Genomic DNA, 15919 nt, shown 5'->3' on the forward strand with positions numbered 1-15919 from the left:
AAGACGATTGGTGTGTAACTTATTGTGCGCGCCACCACTCGGCCTTGGCCTCGGCCTCCGCTTTCGGCATGTAGAGAATGCCCGGTGAGTTCGCTGACAGTTTGCCCTCCTCGTCCAGGTGATGATAGGCGACGCGGTGGAAGACAATTTTCACTAAGCAACGATCGATCGACTTCGGAATCGCCGTCCGGTAGAAATTCTCGAAGACGGTGAAGAAACCCAGCTCTTTTAAAAGAATGAATTCCGTTTCGAAGCCACGGGCTTTGCAGAAGCTGAAGTCGATGGCGTACACGAAGGCATCGTCTGCTTCACCGTCCATCATTTCTTGATCTTGAAGCGCGCTCACGACTGCCAGCGCGCAATCATGAAGCTGCGGATCCGGGAACGTTACCAGGTGAGGAAAGTTCTGCGCAAACAATTCAGCCTGACGCACCTCGAACCAGAGTTCCTCTGCCTCCACTACCTTCAGCAGCCACTTCGCGAAGTCGGGGAGCCAAGGAAACTCCATCAAGACGTGAAAATTCTTGACGGGCGGCATTTTCAGCCGATCGCCCTTCATTGTGACGACGTTGTACGTGTTCATTTGACCCTCTTCTCATCGGGACTCTGTCGAGCGGCCATGACGCGTCCCATCGTCATACCGAGCGCAGCGGGGAATCCGCCGCACCTGTTCCGAAACCGCTTGCTTGGGGAAAGGGGGAATGTGGGGAATGTTAGAGCCCTGCTGCTATGAAAAATTCTCGAACCAGCGAGAACTCACTCCCAAAATTCGCGCATTTCCCTGCGACGAGGCTGTAAACTTTCCCCTCTTTCCCCTCTTTCCCCTCTCTCCCCTTCGACATCTCGCGTCAGTTCGGATCCGAAAAAGGATCATCGTCACAATCGCCGGACTTCGCAGGCGACCGCCGATCGTCAGCCGCCCGCCGGATCTCGATCCGATATAGATTCTGCTGATGACCAGGGACGCGGCGCAGGAACGCGACGCGGTCTTCGATCCATGTTGGACGGCCGGTCAAATGCTTCTGGAAGAGCTTGCCGATGCCCTGTGCCGTCGCCTTATCGACCGCTTTCTGTGCCAACTCCGCCAAACCGTCCGCAAGCTCAGCGGCATCCTCGTCGGTCGCCAGATTGTAGTCCGACAAAAGCGAGGCCACTGACCGCGCGGTGAACTGCTCCTCACCAAACCGCGTCCAAAGGGCGGTCAGGACGCGCGACGTCGTGCTCGCTTCCTCGTCCTGGGCCTCGCCGGCTAAGAGGAGTTTGCCGCAATCGAAGTCAATGCCGACCAAAGCTGCCGCGTATTCAACCGGCCACCCGGCCAAGTTCCACCAGCTCTTGAAGCGCGTTTTCGCCTGTTGATCACTCGGCCGGTTCTGAATGCCGGCAACCAGAATCAAGTAGAGCGCCCGAAGAACACGCGCGCGGTTCGCCTGCGTCCAGCCCACGGGATCGCTGTGCTTGAAATCGCGATTCTCAGGATCGGGCCGATCGACGTTCAACGACAGGACGAATGACCGGCTTGCCATGTCGCCACGAGGCGCGATCGAGTTGCCGGTGAAGACCTGGATGGTCGACGCCGGCACGGTCTCGAAAAGGGAAACGCCCAGCACGCGATCTGAGATCTCGGGCGCAGTGAGCGCGGCCTCGATATGGGGACAGCTGATCGTGGATCCACGACTGATGTTATCCCAGATCAACACACCGACAGCTTGACGCAGATACGAAAACAGCGCTTTTTTCCGCTCCTCCGCGTTATCCGACCAGGCCGCCGCCGCAGCAGGTCGGCCAAGAATTGCCGCGACGATCATCTGAATCAACGTCGTTTTGCCGCCACCGCGCTGGCCCGCCGTGACGAAGAACGCCGGACGCTCGGGAAGCAGCGCGCGCTGCAGCAGGGTGATTGCGAGAACAATGACGACACATTTGCCGGCATCATCGAGAGCCACATCAACGAGCCATTCACGCATCAGAAATTCCAGCGCCACGCGAGCCTCGTCGTCCGTCGGCTTGCCGGCAGGCAAGCACGCTCGCAGGGCGGGATCGATGCGATGCACAACACCGAGAGCCCGGTCGAGGCCGTTTCCGTCGATCACTCGTCCGGTTGCAGTCACGAGCGGCGCCTGATTGATCCCGCGAACAACGGGCATCTCGCTGTCTGCATAGTCAAAGAACGCTTTGATGAACGGCAATGGCGTTGCCGCGAAATAGTTAGGTCCATCTTCGCAGACCTTCTCCCAGCGGAGATACTTCTCGATCAGCATCTGCAGGCTGCTCGCCGTCAACTCGGTGATCACCGGCTGGGTCGGCGCCTTCATCAGCTCATCGGGGCGAGCGGTCGCGTTTGCCGAACCGGACGTCAAAAGATGGAGAGCCCATGGCTCCTTTTCGTCGATCCGAACAGGAACACCGTTTGCGTTGCGCATCGGGGGCTCGGGGCTGTCGTCTTTTGCGAGAACATCGTCGATGAAGGTGACCGTCGGCAGCAATTCCTCATTTGCATACGGAAGCGGACGAACGATACGGCCATCGGTCGTCGCCTCCGCAAAAACTTCCCGCGCCTGGCTCTTTCGCGCAGCGAGCTCGTTCTTCATTCGCGCCTTGATTGTACGCACGCTCGCGCCAGCCGCCTTTGCTACCGACGCAGCAAAGTCGTCGAGCTCGTCCAGCTCGAGCCTGGCTTGAGCAAGAATCGCCATCGCGTGATCTACCATGCCGGCGGCGGGTCCGGCGGTGACGATCGCCTTTGCTGATGCCAGATCGTAACGCAGGTAATAGAGCGAACGACCATGCGCAAATGAGTGGATCACGAGATCGCCCTCGCCTCCTCCCAACACCATGGCTTTGCCGCGACCGTACGACACGCCCTCCAGCGGATCGGCAAGCGTTTCATTCACGTAACGCTCCGGCGTCGCCAGCACGGCGCCGACGGTGACGCTACCAAGGCGATCGAACTCCAACTCAATGTCGGGATAGAGCACGCCCTGGTGCCGCGCTTTGATCAAACGCAACGCGGTAGCGATCGGCGTGCCTGACCGAGCTGAGATGGCCTTGGCGAGATCTTGGTCGCGCTTGTTCGCGACCTCGGCAGCGGCTTTGCTCAAAGCTCGCTTGCTGTCAGCCTTGGCCAGGCTGATCCGGTGCCGGTCGTACTCGGTCGGCGGCGGCACGACGCGGCTGGAGTCAATCGCCTGGCCGTCAAAGACGCGAGGCTCTCGCTTCGAAGAGTTCTGGACCAGCGGCGGGACGAGCAAGGGAGTACCCTCGAAGCACAAGCGCTCGCCAAAGCCCACCATGCGATCCACGATGCTCCGTTCGAGCAATTGGCCGGCGCGGCCGATCATGTACCAGCCGTATCCATTCAGCCAGCATTTATCGTGCAGATCGCGCAAGAAGCGCTCGATGTCGCCGCCGTCAGCGACGAGCAAGTAGTGATGCTCACCATCCGAGCCGGGGATCAAATCACCGGTGTCCGCACGAGACAGCCCCGCGCTCGTGCTGGCGCGGCTCACGCGGGCGGCACGCGCGAGGTCGGGAGCCACCGTGAGCAGGCACTCCCACATACCGCTGTTGGAAGCGATCTTGGCTTTGACTTCCGGAGGCATGCCCTTGGTATCAAAATCAATCAAAAGCCAAGAGGGCACGCCCGACCGATAGTCGATGAAGTCGCGGGTCCGGGCAATGCAACCAGGGCTCTCGTTGACTCGGTCTTTCGTGACGATGTGGACGGGATCGGCGATGTTCTTCGCCAGCGAGCCGAGCGCAATCGCTTGATTGGGACGACAAGCGACGATGATGCGCGCAAGCATAGCCGCGGTGGCGGCGAATGCGCGCGTAGCCATACCCTTGCTCATCCAGCATTTCGAGCCGTCGCTGTTCAACGAGCCGTCGTCATTCAACGACAGCCGCTTCGACATCAGCGACGGTTCGTCCATTTTCGTGATCAAGGTCAGTTGTGCGCCGGCCAAGTTGGTCTGACCAGCGACGTCGTCGTCGCTTTGCGTGACGTCGTCAGCTGACTGCGGAACAGAGTCAGGAGTGCTCATTGTCGCTCCGCGACTACTTGTGCAAACGCGCGTCAGTTTCGCGTTCACGGATCGCGGCGAGCTTCTCCTGGTGAACCGCGCGATCTTCGGCAACGCGCAGTTCGACAGCACGCTCCAGCACATCCCCCGCATTACGCAGCGCGCGGATGAGGTTGGTGAAGAATGTTTGCGACCAGCTGTCCGTCGGCGCACAGGTCAGCGCCATACTGGTGATGCGCTCAATGTCGCGACAGGCACTGCGCACGAAGCGATGCAACGGGATCGGCGGCTTCGGCTTGCGGCCGCGCGGGACGACGGTGAAACCCATGAGATGGAGACCTCGGCTCTTAGGGGGTCGTCAACCCTGCATCATCACCGCTCGCGGGTGACCAAGTCAGGACCGGATGCGACCCCGGTTTCAGATAGAAAAAACCTCGCCGCGCTGAGTCGACGAGGTTTCTCATTGAGCCGGAAGGCAGTCCTGCCGTGAATATTTAGCTAGGGATTATTAGTCCCCCTCACCCAATGCCTTGCTGTTTGCCGCTGCTTGCCTGCTGCTTCAGGAATTCAAATTTCACGTAGCCGACGCTGTTAGGGTTCGGCGGCTCCTCAATTCCGAACAGCAGGTGCGCAGCTCTGAGCGTGTATATCAGGGGCTGATACCTCTCCAGCGGCTCAATGCCACACTCCCGCAGCAGCGCGAAGATCGCTTCCCAGAGCACGCGTTCCGGGTTCTTTTGGTTGGTTGGCGGCTGTTCCAACAATTCACCCAAATCCACATCGGGCCTCAATAAGTACCCAACTCTGCTCCAGCCGTCCTCGATTGCCAGCAGGAGCCGCCCCCATTTTTCGTGCTCGGGAACTTCTTCTTCAGCAACGCTGGTGTCGAACACATGTGGATACCATGGATTGTCGGGCGGATCTTGGTACCATCCGCTGTCGGGCACATCCCTGTCCCGTCCAGCGTTAAATGCTCTGCGGACATTCGGTAGCTGCTGCATCCGGCGGTAGACGACGCTCAGTTTCATCTGGAGATCGTCAAGCAACTCACGAGTCTCCGCAACGGAACGGAACCGCGACACTCTCCAGTATAGGCGCCCGGCCGCCCGGAGCTTGTGCTCAACGTGGCGAGCCACCTCGTCGGTGCGTGTCGGGCGCTCAAATAGATCAGGTTCGGACACAGTTCCCCAATCCGGCCCCACGTAATCGACTATCGCCCCGACTGGGCCGAATGCCTTCAGCACAGTCGCTAGATAAGCGCGTGCTTGCTCTGGATCATCCGTGATCGTTGTTGCTGTCGGCCAGTCCGAACCATGAGGCATTGGGTTGAGGGGTGCAATTTCGGCTAGTTAAATCTTCCACCCGAATGCCCGTTGCTCCATTTGGTTCCGTGTGAGCGCAGACATTGTCATGACGAGGCAGTGGCGCGATGCCGCGGGAACACCTGAGATTCGGATGGTAGCAGGAAATCGACACGGAGCCCAATTGGAGGAGGAAGAACCCACAAGATTCGGTCCTCGACGCATGCTCAACGAAAAGCAGGTTTTGGAGATCATCCCGGTCGGGCGCACCACGCTTTACCGCATGGAGAAGTCCGGCCGCTTCCCCAAATCAACCTACATCAGCCCGAACCGGCGCGTCTGGTTTGAGGACGAGATCATCGCTTGGCAGAACGCGGTTGACGAATTCGATCCGCGTCGGGGGCGGGGCAAAGGAAGGCGCGCGCGCACGATTGTGAACCCGTGCTGATGATTGGGGTTTGTCCGGCCCACGGCGGCCCTCGGCGATGCAGGGCGCGCCGGATGTCTCGGACCTGATCGAGCACGATCGCAAGATCGTCGGGCCGATGCAGCGCTTGCAGTCGCAGGTCTACAACACCGGTGCGCCATCGCTTGCATTCGCAGAAATAGACGCAGCGACCCTTCTGCTCGTGTGGCTGCATTCCGAGGCCATCATCAAACGGCTTGCTGCGGAAATAGACACCGAAGCCGATGACGAGGCGGCGCTGTCGCATGAAACGCGGCAACAGCGCGAAGCCGAGGTGCAGGGCGATCTGCTGGGGGTTGAGCGCGATGAGGCGGCACTGGTGTGGCTGCGCAGCAACGTCTGCTCCCCGGTCGAGCATCGTGCCGACATCTCGCCGCTCGCGCTGCTTGGCGTGCGGCTGGTCACTTCACCGCGCGCTACCGAATTGCGCGAAACATCGCCGGGCTACAAGTTGGCCCCTGACGATGAACGAGATGCGCGTCCGCTTCGGCTCCGTGCTAACTCAGCAGGGATGGATGCGCAGCGGGGAGACAGGCTCGATCCTTGGCGGTCTCCCCGCACGACTTATCACGAACCGCGCGGCTAGGGCAGTCCTGTAACCCGGTCGTCGCGCTGGCAAGACGGCTCGCATGGCCTGTCTTGTCAGGCCGAGCGCCACTGATAGGGGCGCTCTGGCTACAGAAGGTCAGCATCACCACGTGGGCGCTTAGGTTCGACGTCGCGGATTTAGTGAAGTTTTAGGGGTTCAGGCGCTATCATTCAGGAGCTTGCGCGTTTTCGCAATCGGTGTCTCGCAAGCGCACTGGGCATGTCTCGTCCAACATGCATCGCAAAACAATCATCCATTGATGAAGGGTGAACGCGATGCACGCGCTCGAACCCGCCTCGGTGCATGCTCTATCCGAGTTGTTCATCGCCTTAGCCGTCCTCGTTGGCTCCATTTGGCCAAACGGCGTTTTCAAGTAAGCGATTGGGGCGGGCAGCAACGAGCGTTGCCCGCTTCAAGCTAACCGGCCGAAGCCGCCGCGCCGAACGGCCCGAAGGCGGGGGATAACCGCATCCGTCTATTGCTCATCGCTGCAAAGCTCTGCTCGATGCTCGCCGCCTGGACGGGCAGGCTCAAGTGAAGGAAGTACCATGTTCACGCTGATCGGCATTGGCATGATAGTCGTAGTGGTCTTCCTCGCGAACAGAGAGCAGCGCAAGGACACTGGCGGCACCGACGACTACATCCGACATACGCGGCAGGATATCAGAGGGGTGATGTGGCTGCTCGCAGCCGTAGTTGTTATGCTCGGCATCATCGCTGACCGCATCCAGTAGATCGCGACCGGCAGGCGACAGCGTCGAGCCCGCAGGAAGGCCGCACAGCGCGCCGCAACAGCAGGGCCGCGCCAGCGGACAGGTGTGAAACTAGGGCCTAATAGGGCCCGGCAGGTTCGGTCGGCTCGTTCGTTAGCCGGGCAACAACCGAAATATGCCTTTAGTTTCAGGTACTTTCACCGCCTTCAAGAGGCCGGAAAAAGGCCTTGCGGAAAGGACCACACGGTTTTGCCGTACGCACGGCCCGCCATTTCGCCGCAGTTTTTCCAGCCCTGTCGACGGAGCCGAAAACTTACAGGCGAGACGAACCTGGCAGCGCCGCTCATCCGGCACGAAGTCTTGGGCTCACGGAGAGCAATCCGCCCTGCCCACGCCTCTCGCGCCCGACGCTGCCGCGTCCACCGCAAGCCCGGCTCGCGACACATGACGACCACACGATCGCCCCTCAAGGATGAGCCGGGATGGGCGACAAATACGATAAATCCGAATTTCGGTAAAGTGGAATATTTTCGGGAAAGAGGCTTGACTGCATTCGCGGTGTCTTGCCCGTCGGGTAATGGCTTGTTCTGGATGCCATTGAGAAACACAACGACGAGATCGTCGCCAGTGAACAGTCAGTGCGCGCTTCCATAGCGCCGCCGGCACTTCACCCAAGGTTGCAGGCAGCAGTTCGATGCGCTATAGGCGCAGCATTGAGAATACTCAAAGCATAATTCCGGGGGCGAAATGAACAAGCTGATGATCGCGGTTGCCGTAACCATTCTCGGAGCATCAACGGCCAAGGCGGCTCCACTTTACGAATGCGGCGGCGACCCGGCCTGCCAGGCCAAGCGCGACAGCATGTCTCGCGCCACATATGAGCGAAACATCAACCAGTGCCTCGCCTCGGCGGGCGCGACGCGCGAGCAGTGGCGAGCTCACGCAGTGCCGAAGCCCGCCGCCGACAAGGTCCGCGCCTGTCTCGCCGCGCGCGGATAGCCGCGAGGCAACTTATCCCCCGCCGAAATCCTGCGGCGTGAACGGCAGGTCCAACACCTTCCATTCCTCGTATTTGTCGGCCGGCAGCATCTTGTACGGCTGACAGGCCTGGAGCGCGCTCGTCGCCGACTTCACGATGGCCACGCCCTTCGCGGATGGCGGGGCTTCGATCAGGATCGGCGGGCGCGCCAGCGTGCCGTCGGTGGCGAACACCGCGCGCAGCTTGATGCGCACCGGGTCGGTCGGCGCGACACCGGCCGGCAGTTTTGCGCAGCTCCTGAGGCGCCGACGAAGCTCGGCAATGACCTCGGGCGGCAGCTTGGCTCCGATGGAATCCTTGGCATCGCCGCCGTCATCCCTCGGCGCGTCTTTCGGCTCGACCGGCAGTTCCGGCGGCAGGCCCAGCATCACGCCGTATTTGACGGTGACGTCGGGCTCGGGGGCCTGATAGGCCGGAGGCGCGGCCTGCGGCTGCGGCACCGCTTGCGAGGGCTGCGGCGCGGGCTGAGGTTGCGACTGCGGCAGCGGCTGTTGCGGCGGCAACTGCGACGGCTGTGGTTGCGGTTGCTGGGGCTGCTGCGGCTGCGCGGTGGCCTCACGTTGCTTCGGCGTCTGTGAGGGTTGCGGCTGCGGCTGTTTCTGCTGCGTCGGCTGCTCCGGTTCGGGCGACGCTTTCTGCTGCGATGATTGCGAGGCGGCCTGCTGCTTGGCGTCCGGCTTCGCCGCTGCATCCGCCTTGTCGGTGACGTCCAGCTTCGGCAGTCTCATCTCGGGGGTCGGGGTCGGCTCCGGCGCTTTCTCCTTTGCGGCCTCCTCCGCCTTCGTCTCCTGCTCCTTGACCTGCTCCGGCGTGACGATGTCGACCGCAACAGCTTCGGGCGGCGCGGCATGGAACGGATGGACCTCGCTGATCACGATGATCAGCGCCACCAGCGTCAGATGCGCGATCGCCGACGCCGCAATGTCCGTCCGTATGATCTTCCGCAGTTCCATCGCCCGGTCTTGGGTTGCCGCCCTGCTCCTAAAGCGCGATGAGGTTAGGATCAACCGTCATCCCGCTTTAGGCTCTTGTTCGAGCATGATCTTATCGGAAAACCGCTTCGCACTTTTCCGGATCATGCTGGGCATACGGCAGCCCGCCCTCAATCCCATTTTGGCGCGAAGCCAAAGTCGGTCAGGCGGCCCTTGGGATTGGCCAGCGCGGCGATCCGGGCCATCTCGTCGTCGGAGAGCTCGAAATCGAAGATCTCGATGTTCTCCGACAGACGCTCGATGCGCGAGGTGCGCGGGATCGCTGCGACGTTCTGCTGCACGAGCCAGCGCAGGCAGACCTGCGCCGGCGTCTTGCGATGCGCCCGCCCGATCCCGGCGAGCGTCTGGTCGGTCTTGATGCGCCCCCTGGCGATCGGGCTGTAGGCGACCAGCGCGAGCCCATGCTGGTCGCAGGCCGCCCTCACCTTGGCCTGGTCCAGATAAGGGTGAAATTCGACCTGGTTGCAGACGAGCGGCTCCGGCGACAGCGCGACCGCCTGCTCGATCAGCGCCACCGTGAAATTGGAGACGCCGATGTGGCGCGTCAGGCCCATTTGCCTGGCATGCGACAGCGCGCCCAGCGTCTCCGCCAGCGGCACGTGCGAATTGGGCCAGTGCAGCAGCAACAGATCGACGGAGGGAAGGCGCAGCCGCGCAAGGCTCTCCTTCACCGACCGTTCGAGGTCGTTGGGCGCGAAATGGTTGGTCCAGACCTTGGTGGTGAGGAAGACGTCGTCGCGGCGCACGCCGGAGGCGCGCACGCCGTCGCCGACCTCGCGCTCATTGTCATAGACCTGTGCGGTGTCGATGTGGCGATAACCGAGCCGCAGCGCCTGCTCGACCACGCGCGCGCATGGCCGCCCGCTCAACTCCCAGGTCCCGAGCCCGATCGCCGGGATCCTTGCGCCATTGGCCTCGACGAACAGCATGAGGAATCCTCTCTGTTGCGGTCGCCCCAAATACCATCAGGCATCATTATGGACCGGGTCCGGGAGGCTGCCAACGGAAGCCGTTGCAACCGGGCCGGTTATTCAGCGCAATGCTAATGGGAGGTTCGCGTCAGGCTTTGGCAAGCGCCTGGAACACCGTGTCGGGCGCATGCGCGATCACGGCAAGCAGCGCGCGGGCCGGTCCCCGCGGGGCGCGCTTGCCCTGCTCCCAGTTGCGGATGGTCTCGACGGGAACGCCGAGCTTGGCGGCGAACTCCATCTGGGTCAGGCAGGCGCGGCGGCGCAGGTCGCGCACCGCGAGCGAGCCGGTGTCGGCCGGCGCGGCATTGGCCGTGGGCTGGACCGGAAATTCCTGCCCGTCCCGCAACTCGACGATCCGTCCATCCGCCTTCAGCCGCAACCGCATGTTCATTCCCCCAGGCCCGGGCGATGATGCGTCAGGTCGCTTAAGTTCGGATTAAAGATGATGGCGGGCCGTCACTCCGGGGCGTGCGGAGCGCGAGCCCGGAATGACGGAGCGGAGACGAGAGCTACCTCAACCCGAACCACAAGGTCGCAATCCCGAGGAAGGAGAAGAACCCGACCACATCGGTCACCGTCGTCACGAACGTCCCTGACGCCACCGCCGGATCGGCCCGGACACGTTCGAGCGCCATCGGGATCAGGATGCCGCCGAGCGCGCCGGCGACGAGGTTGCAGATGATCGCAAGCCCGATGACGATGCCGAGGCCGGGGATCTTGAACCAGGCCACCGCGGCAATGCCCGTGATCACGGCGAAGGCCAGGCCGTTGACGAGGCCGACCAGGCCTTCGCGCATCACCACGCGCCATGCATTGGAGGAGCCGAGCTCGCGGGTCGCGAGCGCCCTCACCGCGACCGTCATGGTCTGGGTCGCGGCGTTGCCGCCCTGGCTCGCCACGATCGGTGCGAGCACCGCGAGCGCCACCATCTTTTCCAGCTGGCCCTCGAACAAGCCGAGCACGGAGGACGCCAGGAAGGCGGTGGCGAGATTGACCAGCAGCCAATTGAACCGCGCCCGGGCAATGGTGAACACGGTGTCCGACAGCTCTTCGTCGCTGGTGACGCCGCCGAGCGCCTTGAGGTCTTCGTCCGCCTCTTCCTCGATGACGTCGACGACGTCGTCCACGGTGATGACGCCGACCAGGCGATCCTGGGTGTCGAGCACGGGAGCTGCGACGAGATTGTACTTGCCGAACATGCGCGCCACCTCCTCCTGGTCCTCCAGGACGGAGACGCGGCGGCGATCCTCGTCGGTCAGCTCGGCAAGCGCCACCGGGCGGCGGGCGCGGAGCAGCACGTCGAGCGAGATCGCGCCCTGCCAGTGCTGGTCCTTGTCGACGACGTAGATCTCGTAGAAGCGGTCGGGCAGATCCGGCGTCTCGCGCATGTAGTCGATCGCCTGTCCCACGGTGAAATCCTGGGGCACGGCGATGAACTCGGTCTGCATCCGGCGGCCGGCGGAATTTTCCGGATACAGCAGGCTGCGCTCGAGCGCGACGCGCTCCCGCATGGGCAGCTTCTCGAGGATCTCCTCCTGCTCGGCCTCGTCGAGGGTCTCCAGCAGCTCGACCGCGTCGTCGGATTCGAGCTCGCGGACGCCTTCCGCGACCGTCTCCGGCGGCAACTCATCGAGGATCTCCTCGCGGACGCTCTCGTCGACCTCGTTCAGCGCCGAAAAGTCGAAGTCGCGGCCCGTGAGCTCAACCAGGCGGACGCGATCGTCGGGCTCGAGCGCGCCGATGAGATCGCCGAGATCGGCCTCGTGCAGCTCGGCGACGCAGGCGCGCAGCGCGGCACTGTCTCCGGCCTCGATCGCACGGGCAATTTCCTCGACGAATTCATGACGAATTTCGCCGTCTTCATTGCGCATCGGCACGTGGTCGAGTACCGAGGCCGCAGCGGATGGAGCACCGTCCATATGTTCATCCATGGTGCGCCTCGCCGTTTGACAGGTTGGTGGTCTGAGCTGATGGTTCAGGCAATACCCACAAGGCAACTCCGAGCGCAATGGCAAAGATGCTTTGGCTGAAATGGACATCGATGTCGGCGGGCGCGGTGCTCGCGGCCCTCGCCGGCATCGCCTCGACTGAAGCCGCCGAGTGCCCGCGCAAGGATGCGCTCGGCACCTCGCGCATTCTGAGCGTCGACGCCATGACCACGCCGCGCGTGGGCTTGAAGAGCTTTCCGCAGACGCTGCAGCTCGCCGATCACGAGGTCGTGCTGACCTTCGACGACGGCCCCTATCCGCCGACGACATCGAAGGTGCTGGCGGCGCTGGCGCAGGAATGCGCGCGCGCGACCTTCTTCCTGATCGGCCTGCACGCCTCCGAGCACCCTGAGATGGTCAAGCGCATCGCACGCGAGGGCCACACCATCGGCCATCACACCTGGTCACACCCGTTCATGGCGCGGATCCCGCTCGACAAGGCCAAGGCCGAGATCGACCGCGGCATCGCCGCCGACGAGATGGCGCTGCACGGGACCTCGACCACGACGCCCTCGACGCCGTTCTTCCGCTTCCCCTATTTCGAGGCGACGCAAGCCGAGCTCGACCTGCTCCAGTCGCGCGGCATCGTCGTGTTCGGCGCCGACCTCTGGGCCAGCGACTGGAACGAGATGACGCCGGAGCAGGAACTGAAGCTGATCACCGAGCGGCTCGCCGCGGCCGGCAAGGGTATCATCCTCTTCCACGATCCCAAGGCGCGCACGGCCGCGATCATGCCGGCCTTCCTGCGGTATCTGAGGGAGAACGGCTACCGGGTGGTTCACGTCGTCCCGGCGGGCGCAGCGCAGAAGAATGCCGATACGCGCTGATGCCGGAATGTCACGCCGTCGCAAAATGGGGTGATTTAGGGCCTATTAACACTCTGTTCATGCTACGCCGTGCAAGTATTGAGGCGGACTCGTCGTGGGGAAGGTTCTGGCGCCTGAACCGATTCCTGATGTCTCCGACCTACTATGGCGGCAATCGCGTATGAGGGCAGACGGGATTCATGATCGGAAGTAGCGTTGTTGTTCGGACGCGATCGTGGATCGTCCTTTGTTTGGGCTTGCTGACCGTTGGAACACCGGCGGCCCTTGCAGCCGACTGTCCCGGCCACCCGGACGCGCTCGGGACCTCCCGCACCCTCGTGGTCGATCCGCACGAGCATCCGCGCATCGGCACGATGCAGTACCGCGAAACGCTGCCGCTGAAGGACCACGAGGTCGTCCTGACCTTCGACGACGGTCCGCTGCCGAAATATTCCAACCAGGTGCTCCAGATCCTCGCCGACGAGTGCATCAAGGCGACCTTCTTCATCATCGGCGGCCAGGCCAAGGCGAACCCGGAAGGGGTGCGCAAGCTTGTCGCGGCGGGCCACACCGTCGGCACGCACAGCATGAACCATCCGCTGACGTTCGACCGGATGGGAATCGAAAAATTCGAGCCCGAGATCAACGGCGGCATCGAGTGGACTTCGGCCGCGATGACCGATCCGTCCAAGCTCGCGCCGTTCTTCCGCATTCCCGGCCTGATGCGCGCCGAGGGCGTCGAGAACTATCTTATCTCGCGCGGCATCCAGGTCTGGAGCGCCGATTTCCCCGCCGACGACTGGCGGCACGTGTCGTCCGACCGCGTCTACCAGCTCGCGATCCAGCGGCTGGAGGCCAAGGGCAAGGGCATCCTGCTGCTGCACGACATCCAGGCCCGCACGGTGGCGGCGCTGCCCAAGATCATCCGCGATCTCAAGGCGCGCGGCTATCGCATCGTGCATGTGGTGCCCGCAACCGCGGATCGCCCGGCGACGCCGACCACGCCGGTGGAATGGCTGCTGCATCCGCCGACCGAGACCGTGCCGATCGCGCGCTGGCCGGCCGTGCCGAACTTCGTGTTCACGCAGACCCAGACGCTTCCGGCGCCCTCGCTTGCCGATCTCAATGCGCAGACCGGGCATCAGCCGCTGCTGCCGCGCCGGACCATGGCGCAGGCGAACGTCGCCGCCACCCTGCCCGTGCCCGACCGCGATCTCTTCGCGATTCCCGAGGGCTCGATCGAGGTCTTGCTGTCCACGACGCTGTCGCGGCGGGCCGCGACACGGCTGGCGATGGCGGCCGAGACGCCCCGTGCGGCCACGAGCAAGGCTGCCAAATCGCAGGCGCCCCGCACCGCCCACGCGACACACGGCGCACCGAAGCATGCCGCGCAGGCCAAGGGCACGGCCCCCAGGAGCGCTGCCCCCAAGAACGCCGCTCCCAAGAGCACTGCGCAGAACGCCGCGCCGCGTCCGACCCGCGTGGCCAGCCTGAAGAAGCGCGCGCAGTAAGCTCTACTGCCGCATGATGTTGGCGACGCAGAGCAGCACGATCAGCGCCAGGAAGAACAGGTCCATATAGGACTTGAGCTCGCCGTCGCGGCGCAGCCGCGCAACGTCGGTCACGATCTGCTTGCGCGTCGAGGTTCCGCCAGCGCCATCGTTGATCGGGGCCTGAAGGCGCTTGGTCTCGGCTTCCAGCTTCTCGATCTTCTGGAAGAAGTAGAACGCACGCAGCGTCGAGGCCGCGCGCATGCCGGTGTAGACCAGCACCAGGATCGCGACGATCGCCCGGTTCTGGTATTTCTCCAGGAAGTTGAGGCTGAAATAGACCATCGCCATGAACGCGAAATTGGTCACGAAGCGGTAGACGAAGCTTAGAAAGACCATGCTGGCTCCAGCCCAGAGAGATGCGCGCAACCGGATCGTGCTGCGCGTTCAGCGATTATGGGACACAGGCCGGAACAGCCGGCCCGAATGCCGCGCGGGCCCGTCTACGCCAACTTCGTTTCAACAAAGATACCATCGCCCTCAACTCGCCGCCTTTTAGCCACGCGCGGCCATAATGCAAGCCGGGCCACGACGGCCGGCCCGTTCCGCACACGGATGTCCGCAACGCTTAATGGCGATCTGGCGGAAGTCGCGATAGACTGGGACTCGCCGCCACATGTGGGGTCTGCCGATGCCGAAGAAGGGAATCACGGGCCACGACGACTGGGTTCTGACCGAAGCTCTCGCGACGGCGCTGGTCGCGCTGGAGCAGCTTGAGCCGAAGCACCAGCCGAACGCGCATATGGACGACATCCGCAAGATGCTTGCGAACGGCAAGGAGCCGGCGGCGGTGAGCCTGCACCTCGCCCAGGCCAAATGCCGCCTGTTTCCCGATCTCGACCCGCTGGAGATCTACCGCGAATACGGCATCGGCGAGGAATATGGCTGAGGGGCTGGGTGCGTCATCGGTGCATCGTGCCCGACATCGGACGAGCTGCACAGCGCGTCCTCGACGATGACGACCCTGAAGCCAAGATCGACAGCGCTCAGGACCGTCGACAGGACGCAGACGTCCGTCTCCGCCCGGATGTCGGCAACTTCCAACGCGCTGTCCCTCGTCGTCCTCCACCTTCAAACGCATGGCCGCGCGACGGCACGCGGCGAGTACATCGGCTGTCGACAGCCGTCGTTCCGCGGTCACCCGCGGTGGGCGAAGCCCCGCGCCATCAGCGCGCTCCATCACGCCGGCGAATCGCGGGATCGATTGACGGTGTCGGCGGAAGAACGAGGAAGTTCGCCGCGTTCGATCGGACCGGTCACGCGACGGCTCCGACCGACGCAAGCGGCGCGCGGAAGAGGACCGGCGTGATGCCAGTCCCGGGGCCTACATCAGAAAAACTTCAGGGATTTCAAAGCCAAATTCGGCCTTGTGGTGCGCTCGGAGGGACTCGAACCCCCACGATTTTACTCACTGCCACCTCAAGGCAGCGCGTCTACCAGTTCCGCCACGAGCGCTTTGGGGATGCCGGCCTGAGGCTTGAG

16 protein-coding genes, 1 tRNA gene and 1 pseudogene are annotated in these 15919 nt (G+C 63.1%); 7 read left to right on the plus strand and 11 right to left on the minus strand.

The annotated features are described in order from the left end of the window. Positions 1–19 precede the first annotated feature (19 nt). The 4 genes from BJA_RS26425 to BJA_RS26440 form a co-directional block, all read right to left on the minus strand. A complete protein-coding gene (locus BJA_RS26425; protein ID WP_011087997.1) occupies positions 20–583 on the minus strand; it encodes a hypothetical protein in 564 nt (187 codons plus the stop codon). 265 nt (positions 584–848) lie between these two features. Then, positions 849–4043, minus strand: coding sequence for a hypothetical protein (locus BJA_RS26430; RefSeq protein ID WP_011087998.1), 3195 nt, complete (start codon positions 4041–4043; stop codon positions 849–851). Positions 4044–4056: 13 nt separating this feature from the next. Then, positions 4057–4350 (minus strand): hypothetical protein, encoded by a 294-nt coding sequence (locus BJA_RS26435; RefSeq protein WP_011087999.1) that lies wholly within the window; start codon positions 4348–4350, stop codon positions 4057–4059. Between the two features lie 190 nt (positions 4351–4540). Beyond that, positions 4541–5068 (minus strand): hypothetical protein, encoded by a 528-nt coding sequence (locus BJA_RS26440; RefSeq protein WP_162185845.1) that lies wholly within the window; start codon positions 5066–5068, stop codon positions 4541–4543. 478 nt (positions 5069–5546) lie between these two features. Here BJA_RS26440 and BJA_RS26445 point away from each other — a divergent pair, with 478 nt between their 5' ends. The 4 genes from BJA_RS26445 (at position 5547) to BJA_RS26460 (ending at position 8090) form a co-directional block, all read left to right on the plus strand. Continuing rightward, a complete protein-coding gene (locus tag BJA_RS26445; protein WP_038967980.1) occupies positions 5547–5771 on the plus strand; it encodes a helix-turn-helix transcriptional regulator in 225 nt (74 codons plus the stop codon). Positions 5772–5808: 37 nt separating this feature from the next. Then, positions 5809–6375 (plus strand): hypothetical protein, encoded by a 567-nt coding sequence (locus BJA_RS26450; protein ID WP_011088002.1) that lies wholly within the window; start codon positions 5809–5811, stop codon positions 6373–6375. A 551-nt stretch (positions 6376–6926) separates the two neighbouring features. Beyond that, complete coding sequence (locus tag BJA_RS26455; protein WP_038967979.1) at positions 6927–7112, plus strand: hypothetical protein; 186 nt, start codon at positions 6927–6929, stop codon at positions 7110–7112. A 726-nt stretch (positions 7113–7838) separates the two neighbouring features. Then, the gene (locus BJA_RS26460; RefSeq protein WP_028171482.1) at positions 7839–8090 is read left to right on the plus strand and encodes a hypothetical protein; all 252 of its coding nucleotides are present in this window, start codon (positions 7839–7841) and stop codon (positions 8088–8090) included. Between the two features lie 12 nt (positions 8091–8102). Here BJA_RS26460 and BJA_RS26465 read toward each other — a convergent pair whose 3' ends face one another. From BJA_RS26465 to mgtE, 4 genes are all read right to left on the minus strand, one after another. Further along, positions 8103–9083: a hypothetical protein gene (locus BJA_RS26465; RefSeq protein WP_011088004.1), complete on the minus strand. Its 981-nt coding sequence runs from the start codon at positions 9081–9083 to the stop codon at positions 8103–8105. Between the two features lie 149 nt (positions 9084–9232). After that, positions 9233–10051, minus strand: coding sequence for an aldo/keto reductase (locus BJA_RS26470; protein WP_011088005.1), 819 nt, complete (start codon positions 10049–10051; stop codon positions 9233–9235). 130 nt (positions 10052–10181) lie between these two features. Continuing rightward, a complete protein-coding gene (locus BJA_RS26475; protein ID WP_011088006.1) occupies positions 10182–10484 on the minus strand; it encodes a helix-turn-helix domain-containing protein in 303 nt (100 codons plus the stop codon). Between the two features lie 118 nt (positions 10485–10602). Continuing rightward, positions 10603–12024 (minus strand): magnesium transporter, encoded by a 1422-nt coding sequence (mgtE, locus tag BJA_RS26480; RefSeq protein WP_011088007.1) that lies wholly within the window; start codon positions 12022–12024, stop codon positions 10603–10605. Between the two features lie 110 nt (positions 12025–12134). Here mgtE and BJA_RS26485 point away from each other — a divergent pair, with 110 nt between their 5' ends. Further along, positions 12135–12908 carry a polysaccharide deacetylase family protein gene (locus tag BJA_RS26485; protein ID WP_038967985.1) on the plus strand — a complete coding sequence of 258 codons (774 nt, stop codon included), beginning with the start codon at positions 12135–12137 and terminating at the stop codon, positions 12906–12908. A gap of 179 nt (positions 12909–13087) precedes the next feature. After that, complete coding sequence (locus tag BJA_RS26490; RefSeq protein WP_011088009.1) at positions 13088–14398, plus strand: polysaccharide deacetylase family protein; 1311 nt, start codon at positions 13088–13090, stop codon at positions 14396–14398. A 3-nt stretch (positions 14399–14401) separates the two neighbouring features. Here the strand turns inward: BJA_RS26490 and BJA_RS26495 are convergent, their stop codons facing one another. Beyond that, positions 14402–14776: a hypothetical protein gene (locus BJA_RS26495; RefSeq protein WP_011088010.1), complete on the minus strand. Its 375-nt coding sequence runs from the start codon at positions 14774–14776 to the stop codon at positions 14402–14404. 292 nt (positions 14777–15068) lie between these two features. Here BJA_RS26495 and BJA_RS26500 point away from each other — a divergent pair, with 292 nt between their 5' ends. Then, the gene (locus tag BJA_RS26500; protein WP_063194972.1) at positions 15069–15326 is read left to right on the plus strand and encodes a hypothetical protein; all 258 of its coding nucleotides are present in this window, start codon (positions 15069–15071) and stop codon (positions 15324–15326) included. A gap of 11 nt (positions 15327–15337) precedes the next feature. Here BJA_RS26500 and BJA_RS26505 read toward each other — a convergent pair. Beyond that, positions 15338–15460: pseudogene (locus BJA_RS26505) on the minus strand (isochorismatase family protein); the annotation flags it as partial. Between the two features lie 347 nt (positions 15461–15807). After that, positions 15808–15892: transfer RNA gene (locus BJA_RS26510), tRNA-Leu, on the minus strand. Between the last annotated feature and the right edge of the window lie 27 nt (positions 15893–15919).

Origin of the sequence: Bradyrhizobium diazoefficiens USDA 110, assembly GCF_000011365.1 — a bacterium.
GTDB classification, from domain to species: domain Bacteria; phylum Pseudomonadota; class Alphaproteobacteria; order Rhizobiales; family Xanthobacteraceae; genus Bradyrhizobium; species Bradyrhizobium diazoefficiens.